General features: G+C 62.8%; 19 protein-coding genes and 3 pseudogenes. 11 read left to right on the forward strand and 11 right to left on the reverse strand.

Going from position 1 to position 18,775, the window contains the following annotated elements; all coding sequences use genetic code 11:
• Positions 1–22: 22 nt before the first annotated feature.
• From AC5ZG5_RS15680 to fliL, 4 genes are read right to left on the reverse strand one after another with little or no spacing between them, the layout of a single operon-like run.
• Positions 23–799 carry a MotE family protein gene (locus AC5ZG5_RS15680; RefSeq protein WP_130229066.1) on the reverse strand — a complete coding sequence of 259 codons (777 nt, stop codon included), beginning with the start codon at positions 797–799 and terminating at the stop codon, positions 23–25.
• Positions 796–1,257 carry a DUF6468 domain-containing protein gene (locus AC5ZG5_RS15685; protein WP_028163559.1) on the reverse strand — a complete coding sequence of 154 codons (462 nt, stop codon included), beginning with the start codon at positions 1,255–1,257 and terminating at the stop codon, positions 796–798. Before AC5ZG5_RS15685 ends, AC5ZG5_RS15680 begins: the two co-directional genes overlap by 4 nt.
• Before the next feature lies 1 nt (position 1,258).
• On the reverse strand, positions 1,259–2,455 hold the full coding sequence (gene fliM / locus AC5ZG5_RS15690) for a flagellar motor switch protein FliM (RefSeq protein ID WP_028163560.1): 1,197 nt from the start codon (positions 2,453–2,455) through the stop codon (positions 1,259–1,261).
• 2 nt (positions 2,456–2,457) lie between these two features.
• A complete protein-coding gene (fliL, locus tag AC5ZG5_RS15695) occupies positions 2,458–2,949 on the reverse strand; it encodes a flagellar basal body-associated protein FliL (RefSeq protein ID WP_028163561.1) in 492 nt (163 codons plus the stop codon).
• A 384-nt stretch (positions 2,950–3,333) separates the two neighbouring features.
• Here fliL and flgF point away from each other — a divergent pair, with 384 nt between their 5' ends.
• The 7 genes from flgF to AC5ZG5_RS15730 all read left to right on the forward strand — a co-directional run bounded on the left by flgF (position 3,334) and on the right by AC5ZG5_RS15730 (position 9,589).
• Positions 3,334–4,098 (forward strand): flagellar basal-body rod protein FlgF, encoded by a 765-nt coding sequence (gene flgF, locus AC5ZG5_RS15700; RefSeq protein ID WP_028163562.1) that lies wholly within the window; start codon positions 3,334–3,336, stop codon positions 4,096–4,098.
• A 12-nt stretch (positions 4,099–4,110) separates the two neighbouring features.
• Entirely contained in the window at positions 4,111–4,899 is a 789-nt protein-coding gene (gene flgG / locus AC5ZG5_RS15705; RefSeq protein ID WP_028163563.1) for a flagellar basal-body rod protein FlgG, read from the forward strand.
• Positions 4,900–4,913: 14 nt separating this feature from the next.
• Complete coding sequence (gene flgA, locus AC5ZG5_RS15710; RefSeq protein WP_456643359.1) at positions 4,914–6,002, forward strand: flagellar basal body P-ring formation chaperone FlgA; 1,089 nt, start codon at positions 4,914–4,916, stop codon at positions 6,000–6,002.
• 5 nt (positions 6,003–6,007) lie between these two features.
• Complete coding sequence (flgH, locus tag AC5ZG5_RS15715; RefSeq protein WP_028163565.1) at positions 6,008–6,760, forward strand: flagellar basal body L-ring protein FlgH; 753 nt, start codon at positions 6,008–6,010, stop codon at positions 6,758–6,760.
• A gap of 250 nt (positions 6,761–7,010) precedes the next feature.
• Positions 7,011–8,582, forward strand: a complete 1,572-nt coding sequence (locus tag AC5ZG5_RS15720; RefSeq protein ID WP_456643360.1) for a glycosyl hydrolase family 79 N-terminal domain-containing protein — start codon at positions 7,011–7,013, stop codon at positions 8,580–8,582.
• A 177-nt stretch (positions 8,583–8,759) separates the two neighbouring features.
• On the forward strand, positions 8,760–8,975 hold the full coding sequence (locus tag AC5ZG5_RS15725) for a hypothetical protein (RefSeq protein ID WP_028163567.1): 216 nt from the start codon (positions 8,760–8,762) through the stop codon (positions 8,973–8,975).
• Between the two features lie 191 nt (positions 8,976–9,166).
• Entirely contained in the window at positions 9,167–9,589 is a 423-nt protein-coding gene (locus AC5ZG5_RS15730) for a hypothetical protein (RefSeq protein ID WP_028163568.1), read from the forward strand.
• A 189-nt stretch (positions 9,590–9,778) separates the two neighbouring features.
• On the opposite strand, the pseudogene AC5ZG5_RS15735 reads toward AC5ZG5_RS15730, so the two are convergent.
• From AC5ZG5_RS15735 to AC5ZG5_RS15755, 5 genes and pseudogenes are all read right to left on the reverse strand, one after another.
• Positions 9,779–9,889 (reverse strand): annotated as a pseudogene (locus AC5ZG5_RS15735) (efflux RND transporter periplasmic adaptor subunit); the annotation flags it as partial.
• A gap of 28 nt (positions 9,890–9,917) precedes the next feature.
• Positions 9,918–10,793, reverse strand: coding sequence for a class I SAM-dependent methyltransferase (locus AC5ZG5_RS15740; RefSeq protein ID WP_456643361.1), 876 nt, complete (start codon positions 10,791–10,793; stop codon positions 9,918–9,920).
• 129 nt (positions 10,794–10,922) lie between these two features.
• A complete protein-coding gene (locus AC5ZG5_RS15745; protein ID WP_456643362.1) occupies positions 10,923–11,381 on the reverse strand; it encodes a nuclear transport factor 2 family protein in 459 nt (152 codons plus the stop codon).
• A 144-nt stretch (positions 11,382–11,525) separates the two neighbouring features.
• Positions 11,526–11,998: pseudogene (locus AC5ZG5_RS15750) on the reverse strand (methyltransferase family protein).
• Positions 11,999–12,019: 21 nt separating this feature from the next.
• Positions 12,020–12,916: an NAD(P)/FAD-dependent oxidoreductase gene (locus AC5ZG5_RS15755; RefSeq protein WP_456643415.1), complete on the reverse strand. Its 897-nt coding sequence runs from the start codon at positions 12,914–12,916 to the stop codon at positions 12,020–12,022.
• A gap of 211 nt (positions 12,917–13,127) precedes the next feature.
• Here AC5ZG5_RS15755 and AC5ZG5_RS15760 point away from each other — a divergent pair, with 211 nt between their 5' ends.
• The 3 genes from AC5ZG5_RS15760 (at position 13,128) to AC5ZG5_RS15770 (ending at position 16,375) form a co-directional block, all read left to right on the forward strand.
• A complete protein-coding gene (locus AC5ZG5_RS15760) occupies positions 13,128–13,811 on the forward strand; it encodes a TetR/AcrR family transcriptional regulator (protein WP_456643363.1) in 684 nt (227 codons plus the stop codon).
• A 165-nt stretch (positions 13,812–13,976) separates the two neighbouring features.
• A complete protein-coding gene (locus tag AC5ZG5_RS15765; protein WP_456643364.1) occupies positions 13,977–15,041 on the forward strand; it encodes an IS110 family RNA-guided transposase in 1,065 nt (354 codons plus the stop codon).
• Positions 15,042–15,613: 572 nt separating this feature from the next.
• Positions 15,614–16,375 carry an IS5 family transposase gene (locus AC5ZG5_RS15770; protein WP_456643365.1) on the forward strand — a complete coding sequence of 254 codons (762 nt, stop codon included), beginning with the start codon at positions 15,614–15,616 and terminating at the stop codon, positions 16,373–16,375.
• Between the two features lie 36 nt (positions 16,376–16,411).
• On the opposite strand, the pseudogene AC5ZG5_RS15775 reads toward AC5ZG5_RS15770, so the two are convergent.
• Both AC5ZG5_RS15775 and AC5ZG5_RS15780 read right to left on the reverse strand, forming a co-directional pair.
• Positions 16,412–17,757, reverse strand: a pseudogene (locus tag AC5ZG5_RS15775) (IS701 family transposase).
• Between the two features lie 61 nt (positions 17,758–17,818).
• Positions 17,819–18,082, reverse strand: a complete 264-nt coding sequence (locus tag AC5ZG5_RS15780) for a hypothetical protein (RefSeq protein WP_456643366.1) — start codon at positions 18,080–18,082, stop codon at positions 17,819–17,821.
• 296 nt (positions 18,083–18,378) lie between these two features.
• Here AC5ZG5_RS15780 and AC5ZG5_RS15785 point away from each other — a divergent pair, with 296 nt between their 5' ends.
• Positions 18,379–18,726, forward strand: a complete 348-nt coding sequence (locus AC5ZG5_RS15785; RefSeq protein ID WP_456643367.1) for a hypothetical protein — start codon at positions 18,379–18,381, stop codon at positions 18,724–18,726.
• Positions 18,727–18,775 lie beyond the last annotated feature (49 nt).

An 18,775-nucleotide genomic window follows, 5' to 3' on the forward strand; every position in this document is an offset into this window, starting at 1 on the left:
TGCAAGCGATGCGCTGAAGTCGTCAATTCAGCTTCGGCGCGAGCATCTTGCCCTCGATCTTCGGCAGGTCGGCGGCAGGTTGCAGCTTGTCGGGACTGGCGCGGCGGGCGAGCTCGACGGTGAGCCGCTCGGCCGCTTCGGGTTGCATCAGGCCGAGGATATCAGCCATCTTGCGCGGCGCGATCTGGGACGCGATCTCGTAGAGCACGCCCATTTCCAGCCGGTCGAACACCTTCGCGGCATCCTTCGGCTTCATGCCCTCATACATCGTGACGATGCCCTTGAAGCGCGCGGCGTCGGCTTCGGCCTTCTGCGCCGCGCTGGCAGTGGTCCTGGCGTCGCTCGCCCTGGCCTCCTCCACCTTCGCCTCGATGCGCTTCTCGGCGGCCTTCAACAGGCTTTCGCGGATCTCGATCTCGCGCGCGCGGGCATCGAGTTCCTGCCGGCGCGCCTGCAGCCGTTCCAGGATCGCGCGCTCGGAGGCCGAGATCTGCGGGGGCAGGTTCGGATTGATCACGACGCCATCCGGCTGCGGCGGCGGATCGGTCGCCGCGGGCGGCTCTTCCTTCTTTTTCTCCGCCGGAGCATGCACGGAGCCGGTGATGTCGTTCGGATCTCCCTTGTTCTTTCCTCCCGGGAAATTCAGCATCTCCTGCGCCCATGACGGCTTGGTCGACTGCGGATTGTAGTCGAACACGTAGCCGCCATCGAGCACGAGGCCCGCGACCTTCAGCACCACGAGGCCGAAGATCGCGACCAGCACGACCGGGATGACGCGGATGTCGCGAAACGCGCTCATGCGGCCAGACCGCCAGCCTTTCTGCGTTCGGTGAAGGCTTCAGCAGCCGCGGCCACCGCCTTGGCCGGCGACATCTTCGGCGCTGCCGGCGCGGGTGCAGCGGCTGCGGCGGGCGCAGCCTCCGTCACCGGCCGTCCCGCCTGCACGATCCTCGACAGCCGCCGGATCATAGCGTCGGCCTCAGAGAGCTGGCCCTTCAGATGCGCCGACATCTGCGTCGCCGCGGTGAGCTGGCTGCCGAGATTCTCGTTGACGTCGCGCACGGTGTGCTTCAGCCCGCCGATCGCGCGCTCGGCGATCTCGGTTGCCGTGATCAGTTCGGCGATGGTGGCCTTCAGCGAGTGCTCGTCGGCCTTCAGCCGCTGCAGGCGCTTGTTGAGCAGCATGCAGTAGCCGATCGTCAGCATCAACAGCACGGCGACCAGGCTTTCAATCGCAATTCCGAGGGAATGATTCAAACTATGCCTCCATCATCTTGGTCTGCTCGTCGGCCTTCTCGAACATCGCAAAGGTGGTATTGGGCTTGCGCAAATTCTTGCTGACGCGGATCGCGACGCGGTCGCCGACGCGGCCCATGCGGCCCTCGGTCAGGGTGACGTGGCCGCAGCGCACCGACACCAGCGAGTCCGCGCGGATGTCGAGCGGCAGCGTGTCGCCGACCTTCAGCTTCATCAACTGCTTGAGTGGAATGTCGGCTTCATAGAGCACGGCCTCGACCGAGATCTCGGCCTGCGCCACCTCAGTCGCGAAATGTCCTTCCCAGATCGGATCGCGGCCGAACTTCTCGCCCATGAACATCTGCAACAGCACGTTGCGGATCGGTTCGATGGTCGCATAGGGTAGCAGCAATTCGATATTGCCGCCGCGGTCCTCCATGTCGATGCGCAGCCGCACCAGGATCGCGGCGTTGGCGGGACGGCTGATCGCGGCAAAGCGCGGATTGGTCTCGAGGCGGTCGATGGTGAATTTCACCGGCGACAGCGGCCGGAACGCCTGCTCGGCATCTGATAGCACGACCTCGATCAGCCGCTTCACCAGGTTGGTCTCGATCGTGGTGTAGGGGCGGCCCTCGATGCGCAGCGAGGTCTGGCCCCTGCGGCCGCCGAGCAGCACGTCGATCATCGAATAGATCAGGCTGGAATCGACGGTGGCGAGCCCGAAATTCTCCCACTCCTCCGCCTTGAACACGCTGAGCACCGCCGGCAGCGGAATCGAGTTCATGTAATCGCCGAAGCGCACCGAGGTGATGCGGTCGAGCGAGACTTCGACGTTGTCGGAGGTGAAATTGCGCAAGGATGTCGTCATCAACCGCACCAGGCGGTCGAACACGATTTCCAGCATCGGCAGGCGTTCATACGACACCATCGCCGAATCGATGATGGCGCGGATACCGGAATTGTCGTCGAGATTGACGTCGCCGACGGTGAAGCCGAGCAGATTGTCGATCTCTTCCTGCGAGAGGACCCGCTCGCCGCCGTTCTTGGTGCCGAAGTCGCGGCTACCGTCCTCGACCATGGCCGCCCATTGCAGCGACATGCTCTCCGACAGTTCGTTCTTCGCAGCCTCTTCCGCAGCGGCTGCGGGATCCTCGGAATCGAGCGACGCCTCCCACTGGGCGGCGATCGCATCCTGGTCCATCTGGTCGTTGCCGGCCATCGCTACTGAACCACGACTTCCTTGAACAGCACCGCGTTCACCTGGTTGGGCGACACCGCCGCGTTGACACGCTTGGTGAGTTCTTCCTTGAGGCGGAACAGGCCGGCCGAGCCGTTGAGGTCGCTGGCGCGCAGTTCGCGCAAATAGGTCTGGAACAGGTCGGTGACGCGCGGCAGCGACGGCTTGATCGCCTCGACCTGCTTCTCCTCCTTCACCTCCAGCACCAGCTTGACCTTCAGATACTGGATGCGCTCGCCGGGCGCGCCGACGAGGTTGACGAGCATGTCAGGCACTTCGACGAAGGCCGGCGGCTTCGGCGGCGGCGCTTCGGCATGCACCTCCTCACCGTGGCCGCGCATGAAGAAGAACCAGCCGGCGCCACCGCCAAGGATGGCGAGGAAGCCGACGGCGGCAATGATCAGCTTGAGCTTGCCCTTTTTCGAAGCTGCGGCCTCGCCCTCGGCGCCGCCCTCCGCCTTGTCCTCGTCCGCCATCGCCCGCCCGCTAAAAGATCGGAGACGAACGCGATTTGCCCCAGCCAAGCCCTTTAAGACGCAATACCAATGCCGCCAGCGCACGCGCGCTCTGTACGGTGCAACGCTAGGGTAAGAATGGTTAATGGTTTCTTTCGATTGCGCCGCAACTAGGAAAAAACTGCCGGGCAAACATGGTCAACAAGACCTTTCTGCCGCCCTCTCCGCCCCCGGGCTGAACACCTAACCTCCTCACAAATCATCACTTTCCGACTTGGCACGGCTTTCGCTGAAGACAATGCGAGCCGGCGGGTTTGGGAGAGCCCAAAGGTTCACGAGGTCCGAGGGCTTGAGGTTTGGGAGAACCTCTTTTTCGCGGACCGTCCACGAAGGGGAGAACCGCCGATGCAGAATACGCTTCTGGTCGGACTATCGCGGCAGGTTGTGCTGGAGCGGCAGATGGATGTCGTCGCCAACAACATCGCGAACATCACGACGAACGGCTACAAGGCCGACCGCTCGCTGTTCCAGGAATTCCTGAGGTCCGGCGCGCATGAGGACAATTTTGCTCCCTCCGACCGCCGCGTGTCCTTTGTCAACGACCGCGCCACCTTCCACGACTTCTCGCAAGGACCGTCGCAGGAGACCAAGAACCCGCTGGACGTCGCGATCGACGGCTCGGGCTTCCTCGTGGTGCAGACGCCCCAAGGCGAGCGCTACACCCGCGACGGCAATCTGACCGTCAACAACCAGGGCCAGCTCGTCACCCAGTCCGGCTATCCCGTGCTCGGCAATGCCGGCCCGATCGTGTTCCAGCAGACCGACAAGGACATCAGCATCGCCGCCGACGGCTATGTCACCGTGCTCGAAGGCACCGGCCGCATCGACTCGATCCGCGGCAAGCTGCGCGTGGTCAATTTCGCCCAGCCGCAGCAGCTCGTGAAGGAAGGCAACAACCTCTATTCCGCCGGCGAAGGCAACCCGGCCGCGGTGGATACCACCTCGCGGCTGCGCCAGGGCTTCGTCGAGAAGTCCAACGTCAATTCCGTCACCGAGATGAGCCGCATGATCGAGATCACGCGGACCTACACCCAGATCTCGTCACTGCTGCAGCAGCAGAGCGATCTGCACAAATCGGCGATCGACAAGCTCGCCGACGTTCCGGCCTGAGGAGATTAATCGATGCGCGCTCTCTACACTGCAGCGACCGGCATGGCGGCACAGGAACTCAACGTTCAGGTGATCTCCAACAACATCGCGAACCTGCGCACCACCGGCTACAAGAAGCAGCGCGCCGCGTTCCAGGACCTGATCTACGACCATGTGCGCCGCGTCGGCTCGCAGGCCTCCGACCAGGGCACGATCCTGCCTGTTGGCATCGATCTCGGCGGCGGCGTCAAGACCGTCGGCACGCCACGCCTGATGAGCCAGGGCACGCTCTCGCCGACCGGCAACGATCTCGACATCGCAATCCGCGGCGAAGGCTTCTTCAAGATCCAGATGCCCGACGGCACCTACACCTACACCCGCGACGGCTCGTTCATGATGGACCAGCAGGGGCGCGTTGTTAACGCGCAGGGCAACCCGGTGCAGCCGACCATCACCATCCCGCAGAACTCCTCGCAGATCACGATCAATGCGCAGGGCCAGCTCACCGTGATGCTGCCGGGCTCGACCACGCCGACTTTGGTCGGCCAGATCGGGCTGACGCGCTTCATCAACAAGGCGGGCCTGCAGCCGATCGGCGACAACCTGTTCGTCGACACGCCGGCCTCCGGCACGCCGCAGGACGGCATCGCCAACACCGACGGGTTCGGCGACATGCAGCAGTCGAACCTCGAACAGGCCAATGTCGAGGTGGTCTCGGAAATCTCCGATCTGATCGCGGCCCAGCGTGCCTACGAGATGAACGCCAAGGTGATCAGCGCTGCCGACCAGATGCTGCAATCCACCTCCAACCTGTTCCGCTGAGGGGGAGAGTGACCATGTTCGCCCGCCCGCTTCTCCTCGCCGCGCTGCTCCTTGCCGCGTCGGTCTCCAATGCGATCGCGCAGAGCCGCAGCGACGCCGTCGCGCGGGACCGCAACAACGTCATCACGCCGCCGACGCTGCGCGCCAATGTCACCATCACAAGCGACATCGTCCGCATCGGCGATCTCGTCGACAACGCCGGCAGCTTCGGCACGACGCCGATCTATCGCGCGCCCGATCTCGGCACCACAGGCACGCTGCCGGTGGCGCAGGTGCTCGCCACGCTGCGCACCCATCAGGTGATCGGCGTCGATACCCGCGACCTCAAGGAAATTTCGGTGACCCGCGCCGCGCGCGCGATCGAGCGGAAGGAGATCGAGCAAGCGGTCGCCCGCACGCTGGAGCGCCGCAACGGCCTTGGCGAAGCCGCCAATCTCACCATCAACTTCGACCGCGACGTCGGCGACATCAGGCTGGAAGCCACCAATTCCGGCAATCTGCAGCCGATCGCTCTCCGCTACGATCCGCGCAACAGCCGCTTCGACATCACCTTCGAGATCGCGAACGAGACCGGCGCCGCGCCGACCAGGCTGCGCTTCACCGGCACCGCGATCGAAACCGTCGAAGCCGCCGTGCTGGCACGCGCTGTCGAGCGCGGCGAAATGTTGAAGCATTCGGACGTGCTGGTCGAGCGCCGCCCGAAAGCCGAGGTCGGCAACGACCTCGCGCTCCGTGACAATGCTGTCGGCATGCAGGCCCGTCGCCAGCTCCGCGCCGGACAGGCGCTGAAGACCGCCGATCTCGCCAGGCCCGATCTCGTGACCCGCGATCAGAACGTGACGCTGATCTATCAGGCGGCCGGGCTCTACCTCACGATCCGCGGCAAGGCGCTCGACGGCGGCACCGAGGGCGATGTCGTCAGCGTGATGAACCTGCAATCCAAGCGCACCGTCTCCGGCACCGTCACCGGCCGCGGCCAGGTCACGATCACCCCGCCGCGCGCTGCAACTGTCCTTGAACCCACCGCCTCGCTCGCGCCCGCCGAGCAGGCGAGCCCCGTCGCCGTCGCCAACGTCAGTTCAGTCGCCCCGAAAGCCGAGTAACCGTGATGTCCGCTCCCCGTATCAACCGCCTCGTCCTCACCGGCGCCCTCTTCACGCTAGGCATCCTCGCCAGCGGTTGCTCCTCGATCGACCGCCTGTCCCAGATCGGCGAACAGCCGAAGCTGACCGCGATCGAAAATCCGACCACGCAGCCGGGCTACAAGCCGGTGCAGATGCCGATGCCGAAGCCGGAAGTCGCCTCCTACAGCCCGAACTCGCTGTGGCGCAACGGCTCCAGAGCCTTCTTCAAGGACCAGCGCGCAGCGCGCGTCGGCGACCTGCTGACGGTCACCGTCAATTTCACCGACAGGGCCAACATCGCCAACGAGACCCAGCGCAGCCGTACCGCCAAGGAAGATTCTGGTATTACCGACTTCCTCGGCTCCCAAACGGTTACGCAGCCGCTGAAGGTCCTGCCGGGCAAAATCCTCACCACGGACTCGACCTCTTCCAGCGACGGCAAAGGTTCGGTGAACCGGCAGGAAGCGTTGCAGACCAACGTCGCTGCAGTCGTCACGCAGGTGCTGCCGAACGGCAACCTCGTGGTCGAAGGCAAGCAGGAGATCCGCGTCAATTTCGAGATCCGCGAACTGATCGTCGCGGGCGTCGTGCGGCCCGAGGATATCCAGAGCGACAACACCATCGATTCAAGCAAGATCGCCCAGGCCCGCATCGCCTATGGCGGCCGCGGCCAGATCACCGACGTCCAGCAGCCCCGCTACGGACAGCAGGTGATGGACGTGCTGCTGCCGTTCTGACCTACTTCAAACCAGCTCCCACACTTTGTTGCGAACCTAGGCGCAACGAGGTGTTCCAACGCGGCCCTCGCTAGCTCCCCTGGCGGGGGTCGCGGCTTTTTTGACGGTGGCTGAGGACTCTCTCGCCGTGAATGGTCCCATCGCGGAGACACCCTCACCCCAGCCCCCTCCCGCACGCGGGAGAGGGAGTAGAGCGTCCATTGCGGATGCAAACCGAGCTTAGCTCAGCGCTTTCGTGTAGCATTGCAGCATGCCGAACGGAACGAGCGTTCAGCCTTGCCCGATGCGCGTGTTGATCGGTCTTGCGCTCGCCATCCTGTGCGCCCCGCCTGCGTCGGCGACCGATCCGAGCATCGCGCTCGCGCCAGCGGCCATGGCGCGCATCGGCTCGGTCGACGAGCGCTTTCAATCCTACAATGTCGAGATGGTCGAGGTGACCGGCGGGCACTTCTGGCGTCCTTACGCCGATCGGCACAAACCTTCTTCAAAAGCGGAAGGCATCCCCGCCGGCAGGGATCCCGCAATGTACGCCTATCGCAAGCCGATCGATCTCGGCAATCCGCGGCTGCGCAAGCTCGCCGCGGCGCTGGGGCCGGCCTATCTGCGCGTGAGCGGCACCTGGGCCAACACCACCTATTTCGACGACGCCGACGAGAGCGCGCGGTCCCCGCCTCCCGGCTTCAACGGCGTGCTGACCCGCCGTCAATGGAGAGGTGTCATCGACTTCGCGCGCGCGGCGGACGCTAGGCTCGTCACCTCCTTTGCGACAGGCCTGGGCACGCGCGATGCCAGCGGCGTCTGGACGCCGGCGCAGGCCGAGAAGCTGATCGCGGCGACGCAGGCCCTCGGCGGCAACATCGCCGCCGCCGAGTTCATGAACGAGCCTGACCTCGCCGCCAGCGGCGGCGCGCCCTCCGGCTATGATGCCGCGAGCTTCGGCCGCGACATCGCCGTGTTCGCGCCGTTCCTCAAGCATGCATCATCGGAAACGATCCTGCTTGGCCCTGATACCGTGAGCACCGGCGGATCAGGCGATGCGCTCGGCAGTGAGAAACTGTTGGCGGCCGCAGGCCCCGTGTTCGACGCGATCTCGTTCCACTATTACGGCGCGCTCTCGCCACGTTGCAGCAGGACGGTGCCGCCGGCTGCGGCGCGCGACAACAACGCGTTGTCGCAGGACTGGTTGTCCGGCATCGACCGTGCAGCGTCCTTCTACGCAAAATTGCGCGACCGGTTCGCACCCGGCCGGCCGCTGTGGATCACGGAAACGGCGGATGCCGCCTGCGGCGGCAATCCCTGGAGTTCGACTTTCCTCGATAGCTTCCGTTATCTCGATACGCTCGGGCGCATGGCCAAACGGCAGGTGCAAGTCCTCATGCACAACACGCTTGCAGCCAGTGACTACGGCCTGCTGGAAGAGAAGGATTTCACGCCGCGCCCGAACTATTGGGCGGCACTGCTTTGGCGAAAACTGATGGGCACGGTCGTGCTCGACGCCGGACCGGCGGCGGTGCCGGGACTATATCTCTACGCGCATTGTTTGCGGGACAAGTCAGGCGGCGTGGCGCTGCTTACCATCAACACCGATCGGATGGCGCGGCGGTCGCTCGAGTTCTCCGGAACGGCGCGACGCTACACCCTGACCGCAGCCAGTCTCACTGGCACGCGCGTGCGCCTGAATGGCCGCGAATTGAAGCTCGCTGCGGATGATGAATTGCCTGTGCTGGAAGGCGAGCCGCTCGCGAAATCGCGTACCGAGCTGGCCCCGACCAGCATCACGTTTTTCTCGATCGCGGATGCGGCCAATCCCACCTGCAAGTAGCGGAACGCCGGGCACCTCTGCATCGGAAGCATACCCCGGGAAACTACGTACAGCAGGTCAGATGCAGGCGAGTGCAGATCACATTTCGAAGAGATGTGATCACGCAAGTCCAACCACTGGCACGAAGCCTGCATAAACCAGTCCAACCGGGTATTCCCCAATCAGCCGATGGTCAAAATGCTTGTCACGCTTGTCGCTATTCTCTGCAACGGCCCGCTTTGTCTTGAAAAAGTCGTCACCAACAGTGAGCAATCCGGCATCACCATGGCAGCCTGCAGTGTGAACGCGCAAATCGGCATCGCCGACTGGCTCTCCAAGGGGCCGTATCACGAGTGGAAGCTGAAGAGCTACAAATGCGTCATGGGCAAATATACGCCCAAGAACGAGGCTTAGAGCGTGAGGCGTGCCGGTCCATCGATGAGGATCAGGTTGGCGATCTGATACACGTGCGGGTCAGGCATGATGGCGATTTTACGCGTGGCCTTTCACGCCCCATTAACCCTCGCGCCCTCACTCGCTGGAAGTTGGCGGCGTCGCGCTCTAGGTAGTGCACGACGCAAATTTTCTCGTTATGGGTGTGTTCGATGATCAGGGATGGCGAATATGCCGTTTGGTTTCGGACGCCGCACGGCGAAGGCACCGGGATCATCTATCTTGCAAATGGCAGGATCTCGGGCGGCGACTGCATGTTCACCTATAGCGGCACTTACGAGCTCGACGAAGACCGGTTCACCGCAACGCTGACGACCAAGCGCTACGCCGAAGGCCCGACCACCGTGTTCGGTGTCGACGAGGTCGAGGCTAAGCTGACCGGGGTGTTCAAGGGCCAGACCGCGGTGTGCTCAGGCACCGCGGAGCAAGCGCCGGGCGTGCGTTTCGAGGCCAACCTGTTTCCCCGTCCGGAGCCGCCGTCAGAGCGTGGCATCAAGCGCGCAGCCGGCGTGACACGGCTGCCGCAAAGCCAAGCCGACCGGCACCGCCCCGCCAAGCCGTTTGCGGTTGGATGATCGGCATAGTTTCGTAGGGTCGGTTAGCCGCCCCCACTCTCGGCGGCGTCAACGCGCGAAGCTGTAAGGCGTAATCCACCGCCCTGCTCGCGACGATTGCGCTTGCGCCGTCGCGCGCTGAAGCGAAGCTCGGGACGTTAATCCACCTACCGCTTGGCGCTCTAGGCTGTGTACTCATTAAGCAGCTGTGCTGCGCTCCGGGGTCTCGGCGTCAAAATGCGCGGTCGCAACCACAACCGGCCCCGGCGGTTCGGCTTTTTGCGCCACGGTATCCTTGCACCCGGCCAGCGCAGCGGCCATCAAGGCCAGCGAGGGGCGTCTCCCCCTGCTAATCGCTATCAGCTTGCGCGGGATTGCGCGCCGTGACGATCCACGTCGCGCCGTCGATCATCACCGACCGCTCGCCGGGGCAGTCCGCGAAGGCGGCACGAACCGCGGCCGAGGCGCGGGCGCGGATGTCGTCGGGCTGATCAACAAGCGCGCGCGACAGCGGGCCGACCTCGAACGTCATCTGCACCGCGTCGTCGATCGCCGCGTCCCGCGTCGCGCCCTCGCCAAACGGGACGGAAGCATCGAAGGGCGCGATAGCGATATCGTTGAAGCCGGCCCCCGTCAGGATGCGCGCCACCCGCCCCCGGTCGCCGAACGAGAACGGGCCGGGCGTTTCGGGATCGGGCGGCGCGGTCGCCGGGACGATGCCCTTAATCGCGCCCATCGGCAGGCGCATCCAATCGTTCTCGGCCGCGCCACGCCAGCAGACGAAAGCGACCCGCCCGCCCGGCTTGAGCGCGCGGCGCATATGGGCGAACGCGCCTCTCGGATCGTCGAAGAACATCACCCCGAAACGCGAGAACAGGATGTCGAACGCCCCCTCGGGCAGCTCGGCGCTGCTGGCGTCGGCGACGCGGAACAGGGTTGGCGTATCCTGTGGCGCGAGCGCGCGCGCTCGGGCGATCAGCGGTTCGGATATGTCCACGCCCAGCACTTGGCCCCCCGCGCCGACGCGGGCGGCCAGAGCCAGACTCGACGCGCCCGCGCCGCAGCCGACGTCCAGCACGCGCTCGCCCGTCGCGGGCGCGGCGGCTTCGATCGCGGCCTGACCGAACACGGCCGCTATGGCGTCGAGCCGGGCCTGGTGGGCGACCCAGCGCTCCCCGCTTTGGTCATTCCAGCCGGCGGCTCGATCGGCATTGTGCTGTGCCATGACATATCCTTGTTCTGGTTCGTTCTTAACGAAGCTATCCGATGCCAAAGCCCATCGTCTCCAGCGAGCCCGCCTCCACTAGTGATAAGGCGCCGTGCGCTGATGGCGGCATCACACGAGTGATCCGCGTTAGCTCACGATTGGGCCAGCCGCAGCTTCATCCAAACCAGCACGAGCTTGGATAGCGAGGCTTCGTTCTGCAGCCTGCGAGTCGAAGTATTCCTCAATCGAATAAACCTTGCCCCATCGCAACTTGAAGACGTGGACGCCCCTGTTCACATACGAGCTTTGGCCGTCAAGTAGCCTCGCGTTGGCCCGCCACTTGACGAACACTGTGGTATTCCATGGCCAACCCGTCACCTCGACCTGCTCAATATCTATGTGAAGCTTCGGGAAAACACGGCCCATGCGCTCGAACCACTGCTTCACCGATTGCTTTCCATGTCGCTCACCCCCCAACGCATGATTTCCGGCAACCCAGTGATACGCGTTTGGTGTTAGGCCCTTTGCAGCATCATCCCAACGCTGGTTGTTGACATGATCGAAGCTCCTGCGGATCTCTTTTTTGACAGTTAGACTGTAGACCATTGATGCCACCTGTTGTTGGATAGCCGACGGCTCTGCAAGACGGATGGATACTTTCCAGATACTGAAAGCTGCTCCGGGTAACGACGGCGATCCGTTGGGAAAGCTGGCCGACGGGCGGCCCCGCAGGCGGCAGCGGCGGAGTAGTCAGAGCCAGCGGCGAACCTCGGCCTTGTAGCGGCGGAGTCGTCGCCGAACTTCGCTTCGAGATAGCGCTCCTCGCGGCTGATCACCTGCGTCTGAACCGCGATCAACACCAACGGGAGCAAGGCGAAGGCGATCGGCCCGTCGAAGCCGATCGCAAGGCCGGCATAAATAAGCGCCATGCCGAGATACATGGGATTGCGGGTCCACCGATAAGGACCGGTCGTTGCGATGAGGGTCGTTGGCTGCGACGGCGGAACGTTGGTGCCCAGTCGCCGGAACAGCCCCGCCGCCGTAAGCATCATCACCGCGCCGGCAACGAACAGCAGCGCGCCTGCCGCGACCAGCAACCGCCAGTCGATGCCGAAAGAGCGCAGGGTGACGAAACGCTCCGCCGCCAGCCCCAACAGCAGCGCTCCCAGATAGACGAAGGGCGGAGGGAAGCGCACATCCGCGCTGTCTCGTTCGACGGCCATGCTCATCCTGTATCTGTGCTCTCAAACCACCATCGACTGCTGGGCGAAGATTCCCGCCATCGCGCCGTGCGATGATGCCAGGGTGACCGATGGCGGCGTAAGGGGGTTGGCGAGGTCGCCGGCGGCGTAGATGCCGGGCATGCTGGTTTGGCGGCGCTCGTCGACCTTGAGGATGATGCCGAGGGGCGTATCGACTGTGGCGAGGCCCAGTGCTTCATGCAGGCTTGCGGACGGCTTGTTGCGCGGATGCGCGAACAGAATGTCGACCGCGACATCGGAGCCGGTATCGAGCTTGACGGTGGCGTTATGGCCCCCGTGATGGGCGATCCCGGTGATCCGGCCATCGAGGACAGGTGTGTTGCGGCGCGCCAGATCGGCCCGGGTATCGGGCGGAATGTCATAACCATTGGCGAAGAGCGTCAACCTGTCGGTCCAATCGTGAAACAGCTTGACCTGATTGTGCGACTGCGGGCCGGACCAGACGAGGCCCCAATGCTGGCCGGCGACTTCAAAGCCGTCGCAATAGGGGCAGGGCACGATGGAGGTACCCCAGCCTTCGGCAAAGCCCGGAATATCAGGCATCTGGTCGGCGACGCCATAGCTCAGGATCAGGCGGCGCGCCCGAAAGCTTTCGCCATCTGAAGTGAGGACGTTGAAATCGTCGATGGCGCCGGAGACACTTTCGGCCCGGGCACTGACCAGCTTGATCGCGGGATAACGCGCCAGCTGCTGCCGGGCCTCGGCCAGGATATCCAGCGGCGGCTTGTGATCGTGGCCGAGCAGGCCATGCGAGTGGCCGGCGAAGCGGTTGCGCGGCAGGCCGGTATCGAGAACGGTGACCTTGCGGCGGGCGCGGCCGAGCTGCAGGGCGCCGGCGAGACCGGCAAAGCTGCCGCCGATGATGATGACGTCATCCATGGTGATGGGCTCCGTGCTGTGGATGGAGGGAGACGAGTTGGGCTTGGCGGTGGCCTGAGCGCCGGCGAGGCCGATGGCGGAAAGCGCAGCCAACTTCAGCATGGCTCGTCGTTGCATCGAAGGAGTCACCCTACCCCCTGGCTTGCACATTTCAGATACTTCATGGTATCGTAATTCAAGAATTAGGATACTGTCAAGTACTGGAATTGCCGTGACCGAAAACAGCCAGGGCCGGCGCGGCCGGCCCGCCAACGAGGCGCTTGGCCAAACCATCATCGACGCCGCGCGCGAGCTCTTTGTGGAGTTGGGTTTTCAAGCGACGACATTGGACAAGGTCGCCCAGCGAGCGAAGATATCCAAGCTCAGCATCTACAGGCACTTTGAGAACAAGGAGGCGCTGTTCGGCGCGGCCATGGCGGCCGGCTGCCATCAGTTGTTTGCACTACAGGCCCTTCTTGAAGGCGTCGACGGTTCGGTCGAAGATCAGCTCGTGGCGGTGGGATCATCACTGCTTCGCACGCTGTTGAGATCAGACGTCCGCAGCCTCGAAGCCATGGTCATGGCCGACAAGACGAGTCAAAACGCGTTAAGCAAGCTCCATTTCGAAGCCGGCCCCGCCCATGTCATCGCCGAAATCGAGGCCTTGTTGCGTCAGTTGCACGCGAAGGCGGTTCTGAACGTGCCCGATCCTCTCCGGTCCGCCCGCTTGTTCGCCGCGCTTTTCAAAGGATCCGATCTCCTGATGATCGCACGCTTCGATCAGGCGAAAGCAGAGGACGACAACGAAATCGAATCCTATTGCCGGTCGGCCGTCGCCATGTTCATCGCCGCGCACCGTGACAACGACCAAGTGGGCGGAGATTTGCCTGCCTCAAGGTCAAAAAACAAAATTTGAATCGTGCGTGACCTAGTCGGCCAGCAGGTCAAGGCAGGCAGCCGACTATGAAAATTGACGAGTCGGCCGCACGGTCCGACTAACGTCCGCTAATGGGATGGTCCGGCCGTACTCCAGCCCCGCCAGTGATCGAAGCTGGTTCGGGGCACCGAAAAGGAGCACGCCATGTCTCAGAAATCTAGCAGCACAATCGCCGTGGTCGGCATTGATATCGGCAAGAACTCGTTTCACGTCATAGGGCACGATCGGCGTGGTGCGATCGTACTCCGGCAAAAATGGTCGCGTGGCCAGGTCGAGGCGCGACTTGCCAACCTGCCGCCGTGCCTGATCGGGATGGAAGCCTGCGTCGGCGCGCATCATCTCAGCCGCAAGCTCCAAATGCTTGGCCACGACGCCCACCTGATGCCGGCGAAATACGTGCGGCCGTATTCGAAGGGGCAGAAGAATGACTTCCGAGATGCGGAAGCGATCGCCGAGGCTGTCCAACGCCCGACCATGAAGTTCGTCGCGACCAAGACCGCCGATCAACTCGACCTTCAGGCACTGCACCGCGTCCGCGATCGATTGGTCGGTCAGCGTACCGGCGCCATCAATCAGATCCGTGCGTTCCTGCTGGAGCGGGGCATCGCCGTGCGGCAAGGCCTGCATTCCCTGCGGTTCGAGTTGCCGGGTATCTTGGCAACTCGCACCGATGTTCTCTCGCCTCGCATGTTGCGCATCATCGAGGGTCTGGCCGAAGACTGGCGCCGGCTGGATGAGCGTATCGAGGGTCTATCTAGCGAGATCGAAACACTGGCCCGTCAAGATAAGGCCTGCCAGCGACTGATGACGGTGCCTGGCATTGGCCCGATCATCTCGAGCGCAATGGTCGCCGCGATCGGCACTGGAGACGTATTCTCGAAAGGCCGCGACTTCGGCGCCTGGCTTGGATTGGTGCCGAAGCAGATATCGACCGGCGACCGCACGATCCTCGGCAATATATCAAGGCGCGGCAATCGCTACCTGCGCGCGCTGTTCGTGCAAGCCGCGTGGGTTGTGCTGGTCAAGGTAAGGTGTTGGGAGCGCTATGGCCTCAACTCCTGGATCGAAGCCGCCAAGAAACGATTGCACCACAACGTGCTGGCGATTGCGCTCGCCAACAAGCTCGCCCGGATCGCCTGGGCGGTCCTCAACAAGGGACGCGCCTTCGCGTGCGTCAAGACGGAGGAGACGGCGTCCCGACCTGCTTGATCCTCGCGCCGTGCGCGGGGCCATCAAGGCGCAGCCTGGCGGCAGGATAGCAAGACGTCAGGACAGCACGACGGCCGGCCTTGACGGCCCCTTGCGCGCGGCGCGCCTGCGCGCGCAGGCCGGGACGAAGGAACGACCGCCAGGCACGAACAAAGGAACAGCGCGAAGTGAGGAGCTATCGATGACGTAACAACACCCTTACCCGCCGAGGTCTGCGAGAGGATGAGACGACGATGGAGAATCGGTCTTCCCGGCGCATGCGAACACTGGTGACCCAAATGGCCCGGTCGAGGCCTGTCCGCTAACCAGATCACATGCGCGCTGATATCCATGATGGCCCGGAGCACTGCGCTCCAAGCAGAGGCCGGATACATTGATGCAAGACCGCATCTACCGGATCGTCGAAATCTTCTTGCTACGCACGGCCGGACCATACATTGGGTCATTTTCGACGGACTCAACGAGGGCTGTCGGTTAGCTGAAGCTTTGCCCAGAGAGCGCCGAGCCAGGCCAGAAGCGTTGCGCTTGGACCGCTCCCCATGATTCAAACTCCCAAACTGGGGGGACGAATCATGCGCTACGAACTCACCGACTATGAATGGTTTGCCATCAAGCCGATGCTGCCAAACAAGCCTCGTGGCGTTCCTCGGGTAAACGACCGACGTGTTTTAAACGGCATCTTCTGGGTCCTGCGATCCGGGGCACCTTGGCGCGATCTGCCGGATCATTTTGGCCCTTACGCGACCTGCTATAACCGTTTCGTCCGTTGGCGGCGGGCTGGTGTCTGGGGCCGCATCATAGACGCACTTGCCACTGCTCATGATGCCGCTGTCCAGATGATCGACACATCTATTGTCCGCGTGCACCAGCATGGAGCCTGCGTTACGAGAAACCAGCGCCAATCGATGGGAAGGTCACGCGGCGGCTTGACGAGCAAAATTCATGCGGTGGTCGATAGCAATGGTCTGCCGGTACGGCTAGCGCTGAGCCCCGGTGAGGCGCACGACGTTCGACTAGCCGGAAAACTGCTGTCTCGTCTGAAATCCGGGGCAATGTTACTCGCCGACCGTGGCTATGACGCCGACTGGATCAGAGAACTTGCGATGAAGAAGGGCGCGTGGGCCAACATCCCGCCAAAGAGCAATCGCAGTGATCCGATCTGCTTCAGCCCGTATCTCTATCGCGCTCGCAACCAGGTCGAGCGGTTCTTCAACAGGATCAAACAGTGCCGTCGCGTGGCAACTCGCTATGACAAGCTGGCAGCGAACTATCTTGCTTTCGTTCAGCTCGCCTCGATCAGGCTATGGCTTCGCGTTAATGAGTCCACGTCCTAGCACTACTTTGGCAGAATCGGTTTCCGCCGGTATTTTTCAGGGATTTGTTTTCGGCAGTATGGACACCGTTGAGACGGCGAAGGATGAGATCGACGATGGCGTGACGTACGGCGGGCATGGTTGGCTGAGGCGGAGGTCCGTTGATTCTTTTTTTTCCGCCCCGCGTGTGCGAGGCGACGATGTTGCAGGAAGGCGTAGGCAATCATTGTCATCAGGGCGTGGCGATGAAGACCCTGCCATGATCGCCCCTCGAAGTGATCAAGTCCAAGCTCCTCCTTCAACTGCTGATGCGCCTGCTCACAAATCCATCTTGCCTTGATGGTGGCGGCTAGTGTGCGCAGATCCGTCGCCGCAGGGAGATTGGCAAGATAGTATTTCTTCTCCCCTGAGGCACGTTGCTCGCCAATGAGCCAAGCTTCGTCGCCCGGGAGATGCTGCTGCCCCTTATCCCAAATCCGCTGAGGAGGGCCGTCGGCGGTGCGGACACGGAGAGCAGCAAATCGAGCTTTCAGCCGACCTTTCGTCCCGCTGCGCCAACTCACGGCTTTCCATTTGGCGCTGGCCAGCATTTGTTCTGCCGCAATCGATAAGATATCGGGCACGTGGTGCTTTCGTGGTTTCCCGCGGACTTTGGTAATCGGCCAAATGAGCTTCACATCGACCGGATACACTTTCAGGTGCCGAGGGATACCGACAGCCCAGGCCAGCCCGCGCTCTGTTAGCCCTTGTCGAAACTGTGCGCTAAGTCCATATCCTGCATCCGCCAGCACACATCCAAAGCGCACGTTGGCTGCCATCGCGCGGTCAATCTCGGCCAAAGCAATCTCCGGCTTGGACCGTGGCGTTCGGTGTTCGACTGGCACGCGAGCGCGCTTCAAACGAGACACGTCACTTGTCCAACTGTCAGGCAGAAAGAGACGTAACGCGACCATCACTGGCACTTCGCCGCGCGCAAGCGTCAAAGACACCAGCGTTTGGCAATTTGCCGTTTTGCCGAGAGCCGACGCGTATTGAGCCGCAACACCAACCGAGCGCTCACCCTTCTTCGGCAGTGAGGTGTCATCAATAACCAGCACCGCATCCCTGCCGCCGACAAGTCGGTCCGCCTGGTTGAGCAGCTCTGTCTCCAGCGGCGTCGCGTCCCAGACACCGTCCGCAATAAAATGGTGCAGCTGGTCGTAGTTGCCCGTGGCAAGGCGCTCCGCCATCGGCTGAACGCTCTTGCGATCGCCAGGACCGATCAGTCCCGCAACATACAGAGGACACATCCGCTGCCGAGTCTTATGACCCAGCCGGTCCAAGAACGGCATCAGCCAGCGTTCGAGCTCGTCTTCCCATCCCGCCATGGTCAGCCCTCCAAGAGCCGACCACCCATGAATCATTGAAAAATTGATTCGGGAATCCTACAAAGCACGGCAAAACCAACAATCTGCCAAAGTAGTGCTAGCCTGCCCTGCCATTCATCTCGTGATGGCTGAGATGACGCTGGTGGCGCGCATGCCGTTCAATGAACGCGTGTCGCGCAGGCGGCCAATCGTTGCGCCAGTTGCCGTCGGTATAGGGATTGCCCGGCCCGATATTCTGGCAATTGGCATCGGGATAGAACTGCGCGCAGTAGCCGGGATCTTCGATCACCGCCTGTGCCGATGCCGGGTTTGCGAAAGCCGCCGCGATGACGCCAGCGGTGCCGATCAGTGCGTATCTCATTCTGGTCTCCTGGACGACGCGGAATCACACTCAGTCGAGATGGTGAGCCGCAGCGCCGGCGCCAATCATGGATCGCGCCGCCTTTCCTGACCGTGATAGTCCGCGACTTGCAACTATCACCGAGGTGACATCGAATAATGTGGCTCATTCACAAGAGCGGGAAAACTTCGCCGGGCAGATCTTGCCCATCCGCCGCCGAAATGTCCTGACGATCGCGCCTATCCCCTTGAAATAGCTCGCGCACATAATGGCACAGGCTTTGCGTGCCGCTTCTGCAGTCACCAATGAGGTGCGACGTGCAGATACCGCCAACGATCTCCTCCTATAGCTTTGTGACCGCGAACACGAAGAACACTGCCGCAAAGGAGGTCTCAAGCGCCGACGATCAAGCCTCCACCCAACCCGCGCGAGAAACCTCCCTCGGCAACGATATCGAGCAGGAGTTCCTCAAATACGCCCACATGAACCCGATCGACCGGATGCGCGCGAACATCCTGAAGAGCATGGGGCTGACGGAGGACGACCTGAAAAGCATGACGCCGCAACAGCGCCAGGCCGTCGAGCAGAAGATCAAGGATCTCATCGAGCAGCAGTTTCATAAGAACGCGGACAAGAAGGGTCAGCTCGTCGACGTGTCGGCGTGAGGGGCCGTCATTCTGGCATGCGTGCGAAGCACGAGGCCCGGAATCCATT

Source organism: Bradyrhizobium sp. Ses1, from assembly GCF_059512365.1.

Excerpts from the sequence above, each read along its gene's own strand:
- AC5ZG5_RS15680 (WP_130229066.1), bottom strand. The coding sequence starts at position 799 with ATGAGCGCGTTTCGCGACATCCGCGTCATCCCGGTCGTGCTGGTCGCG.
- fliM (WP_028163560.1), bottom strand. The coding sequence starts at position 2,455 with ATGGCCGGCAACGACCAGATGGACCAGGATGCGATCGCCGCCCAGTGG.
- fliL (WP_028163561.1), bottom strand. The coding sequence starts at position 2,949 with ATGGCGGACGAGGACAAGGCGGAGGGCGGCGCCGAGGGCGAGGCCGCA.
- flgF (WP_028163562.1), top strand. The coding sequence starts at position 3,334 with ATGCAGAATACGCTTCTGGTCGGACTATCGCGGCAGGTTGTGCTGGAG.
- flgG (WP_028163563.1), top strand. The coding sequence starts at position 4,111 with ATGCGCGCTCTCTACACTGCAGCGACCGGCATGGCGGCACAGGAACTC.
- flgA (WP_456643359.1), top strand. The coding sequence starts at position 4,914 with ATGTTCGCCCGCCCGCTTCTCCTCGCCGCGCTGCTCCTTGCCGCGTCG.
- flgH (WP_028163565.1), top strand. The coding sequence starts at position 6,008 with ATGTCCGCTCCCCGTATCAACCGCCTCGTCCTCACCGGCGCCCTCTTC.
- AC5ZG5_RS15720 (WP_456643360.1), top strand. The coding sequence starts at position 7,011 with ATGCCGAACGGAACGAGCGTTCAGCCTTGCCCGATGCGCGTGTTGATC.
- AC5ZG5_RS15725 (WP_028163567.1), top strand. The coding sequence starts at position 8,760 with ATGCTTGTCACGCTTGTCGCTATTCTCTGCAACGGCCCGCTTTGTCTT.
- AC5ZG5_RS15730 (WP_028163568.1), top strand. The coding sequence starts at position 9,167 with ATGATCAGGGATGGCGAATATGCCGTTTGGTTTCGGACGCCGCACGGC.
- AC5ZG5_RS15740 (WP_456643361.1), bottom strand. The coding sequence starts at position 10,793 with ATGGCACAGCACAATGCCGATCGAGCCGCCGGCTGGAATGACCAAAGC.
- AC5ZG5_RS15745 (WP_456643362.1), bottom strand. The coding sequence starts at position 11,381 with ATGGTCTACAGTCTAACTGTCAAAAAAGAGATCCGCAGGAGCTTCGAT.
- AC5ZG5_RS15755 (WP_456643415.1), bottom strand. The coding sequence starts at position 12,916 with ATGGATGACGTCATCATCATCGGCGGCAGCTTTGCCGGTCTCGCCGGC.
- AC5ZG5_RS15765 (WP_456643364.1), top strand. The coding sequence starts at position 13,977 with ATGTCTCAGAAATCTAGCAGCACAATCGCCGTGGTCGGCATTGATATC.
- AC5ZG5_RS15770 (WP_456643365.1), top strand. The coding sequence starts at position 15,614 with ATGCGCTACGAACTCACCGACTATGAATGGTTTGCCATCAAGCCGATG.
- AC5ZG5_RS15780 (WP_456643366.1), bottom strand. The coding sequence starts at position 18,082 with ATGAGATACGCACTGATCGGCACCGCTGGCGTCATCGCGGCGGCTTTC.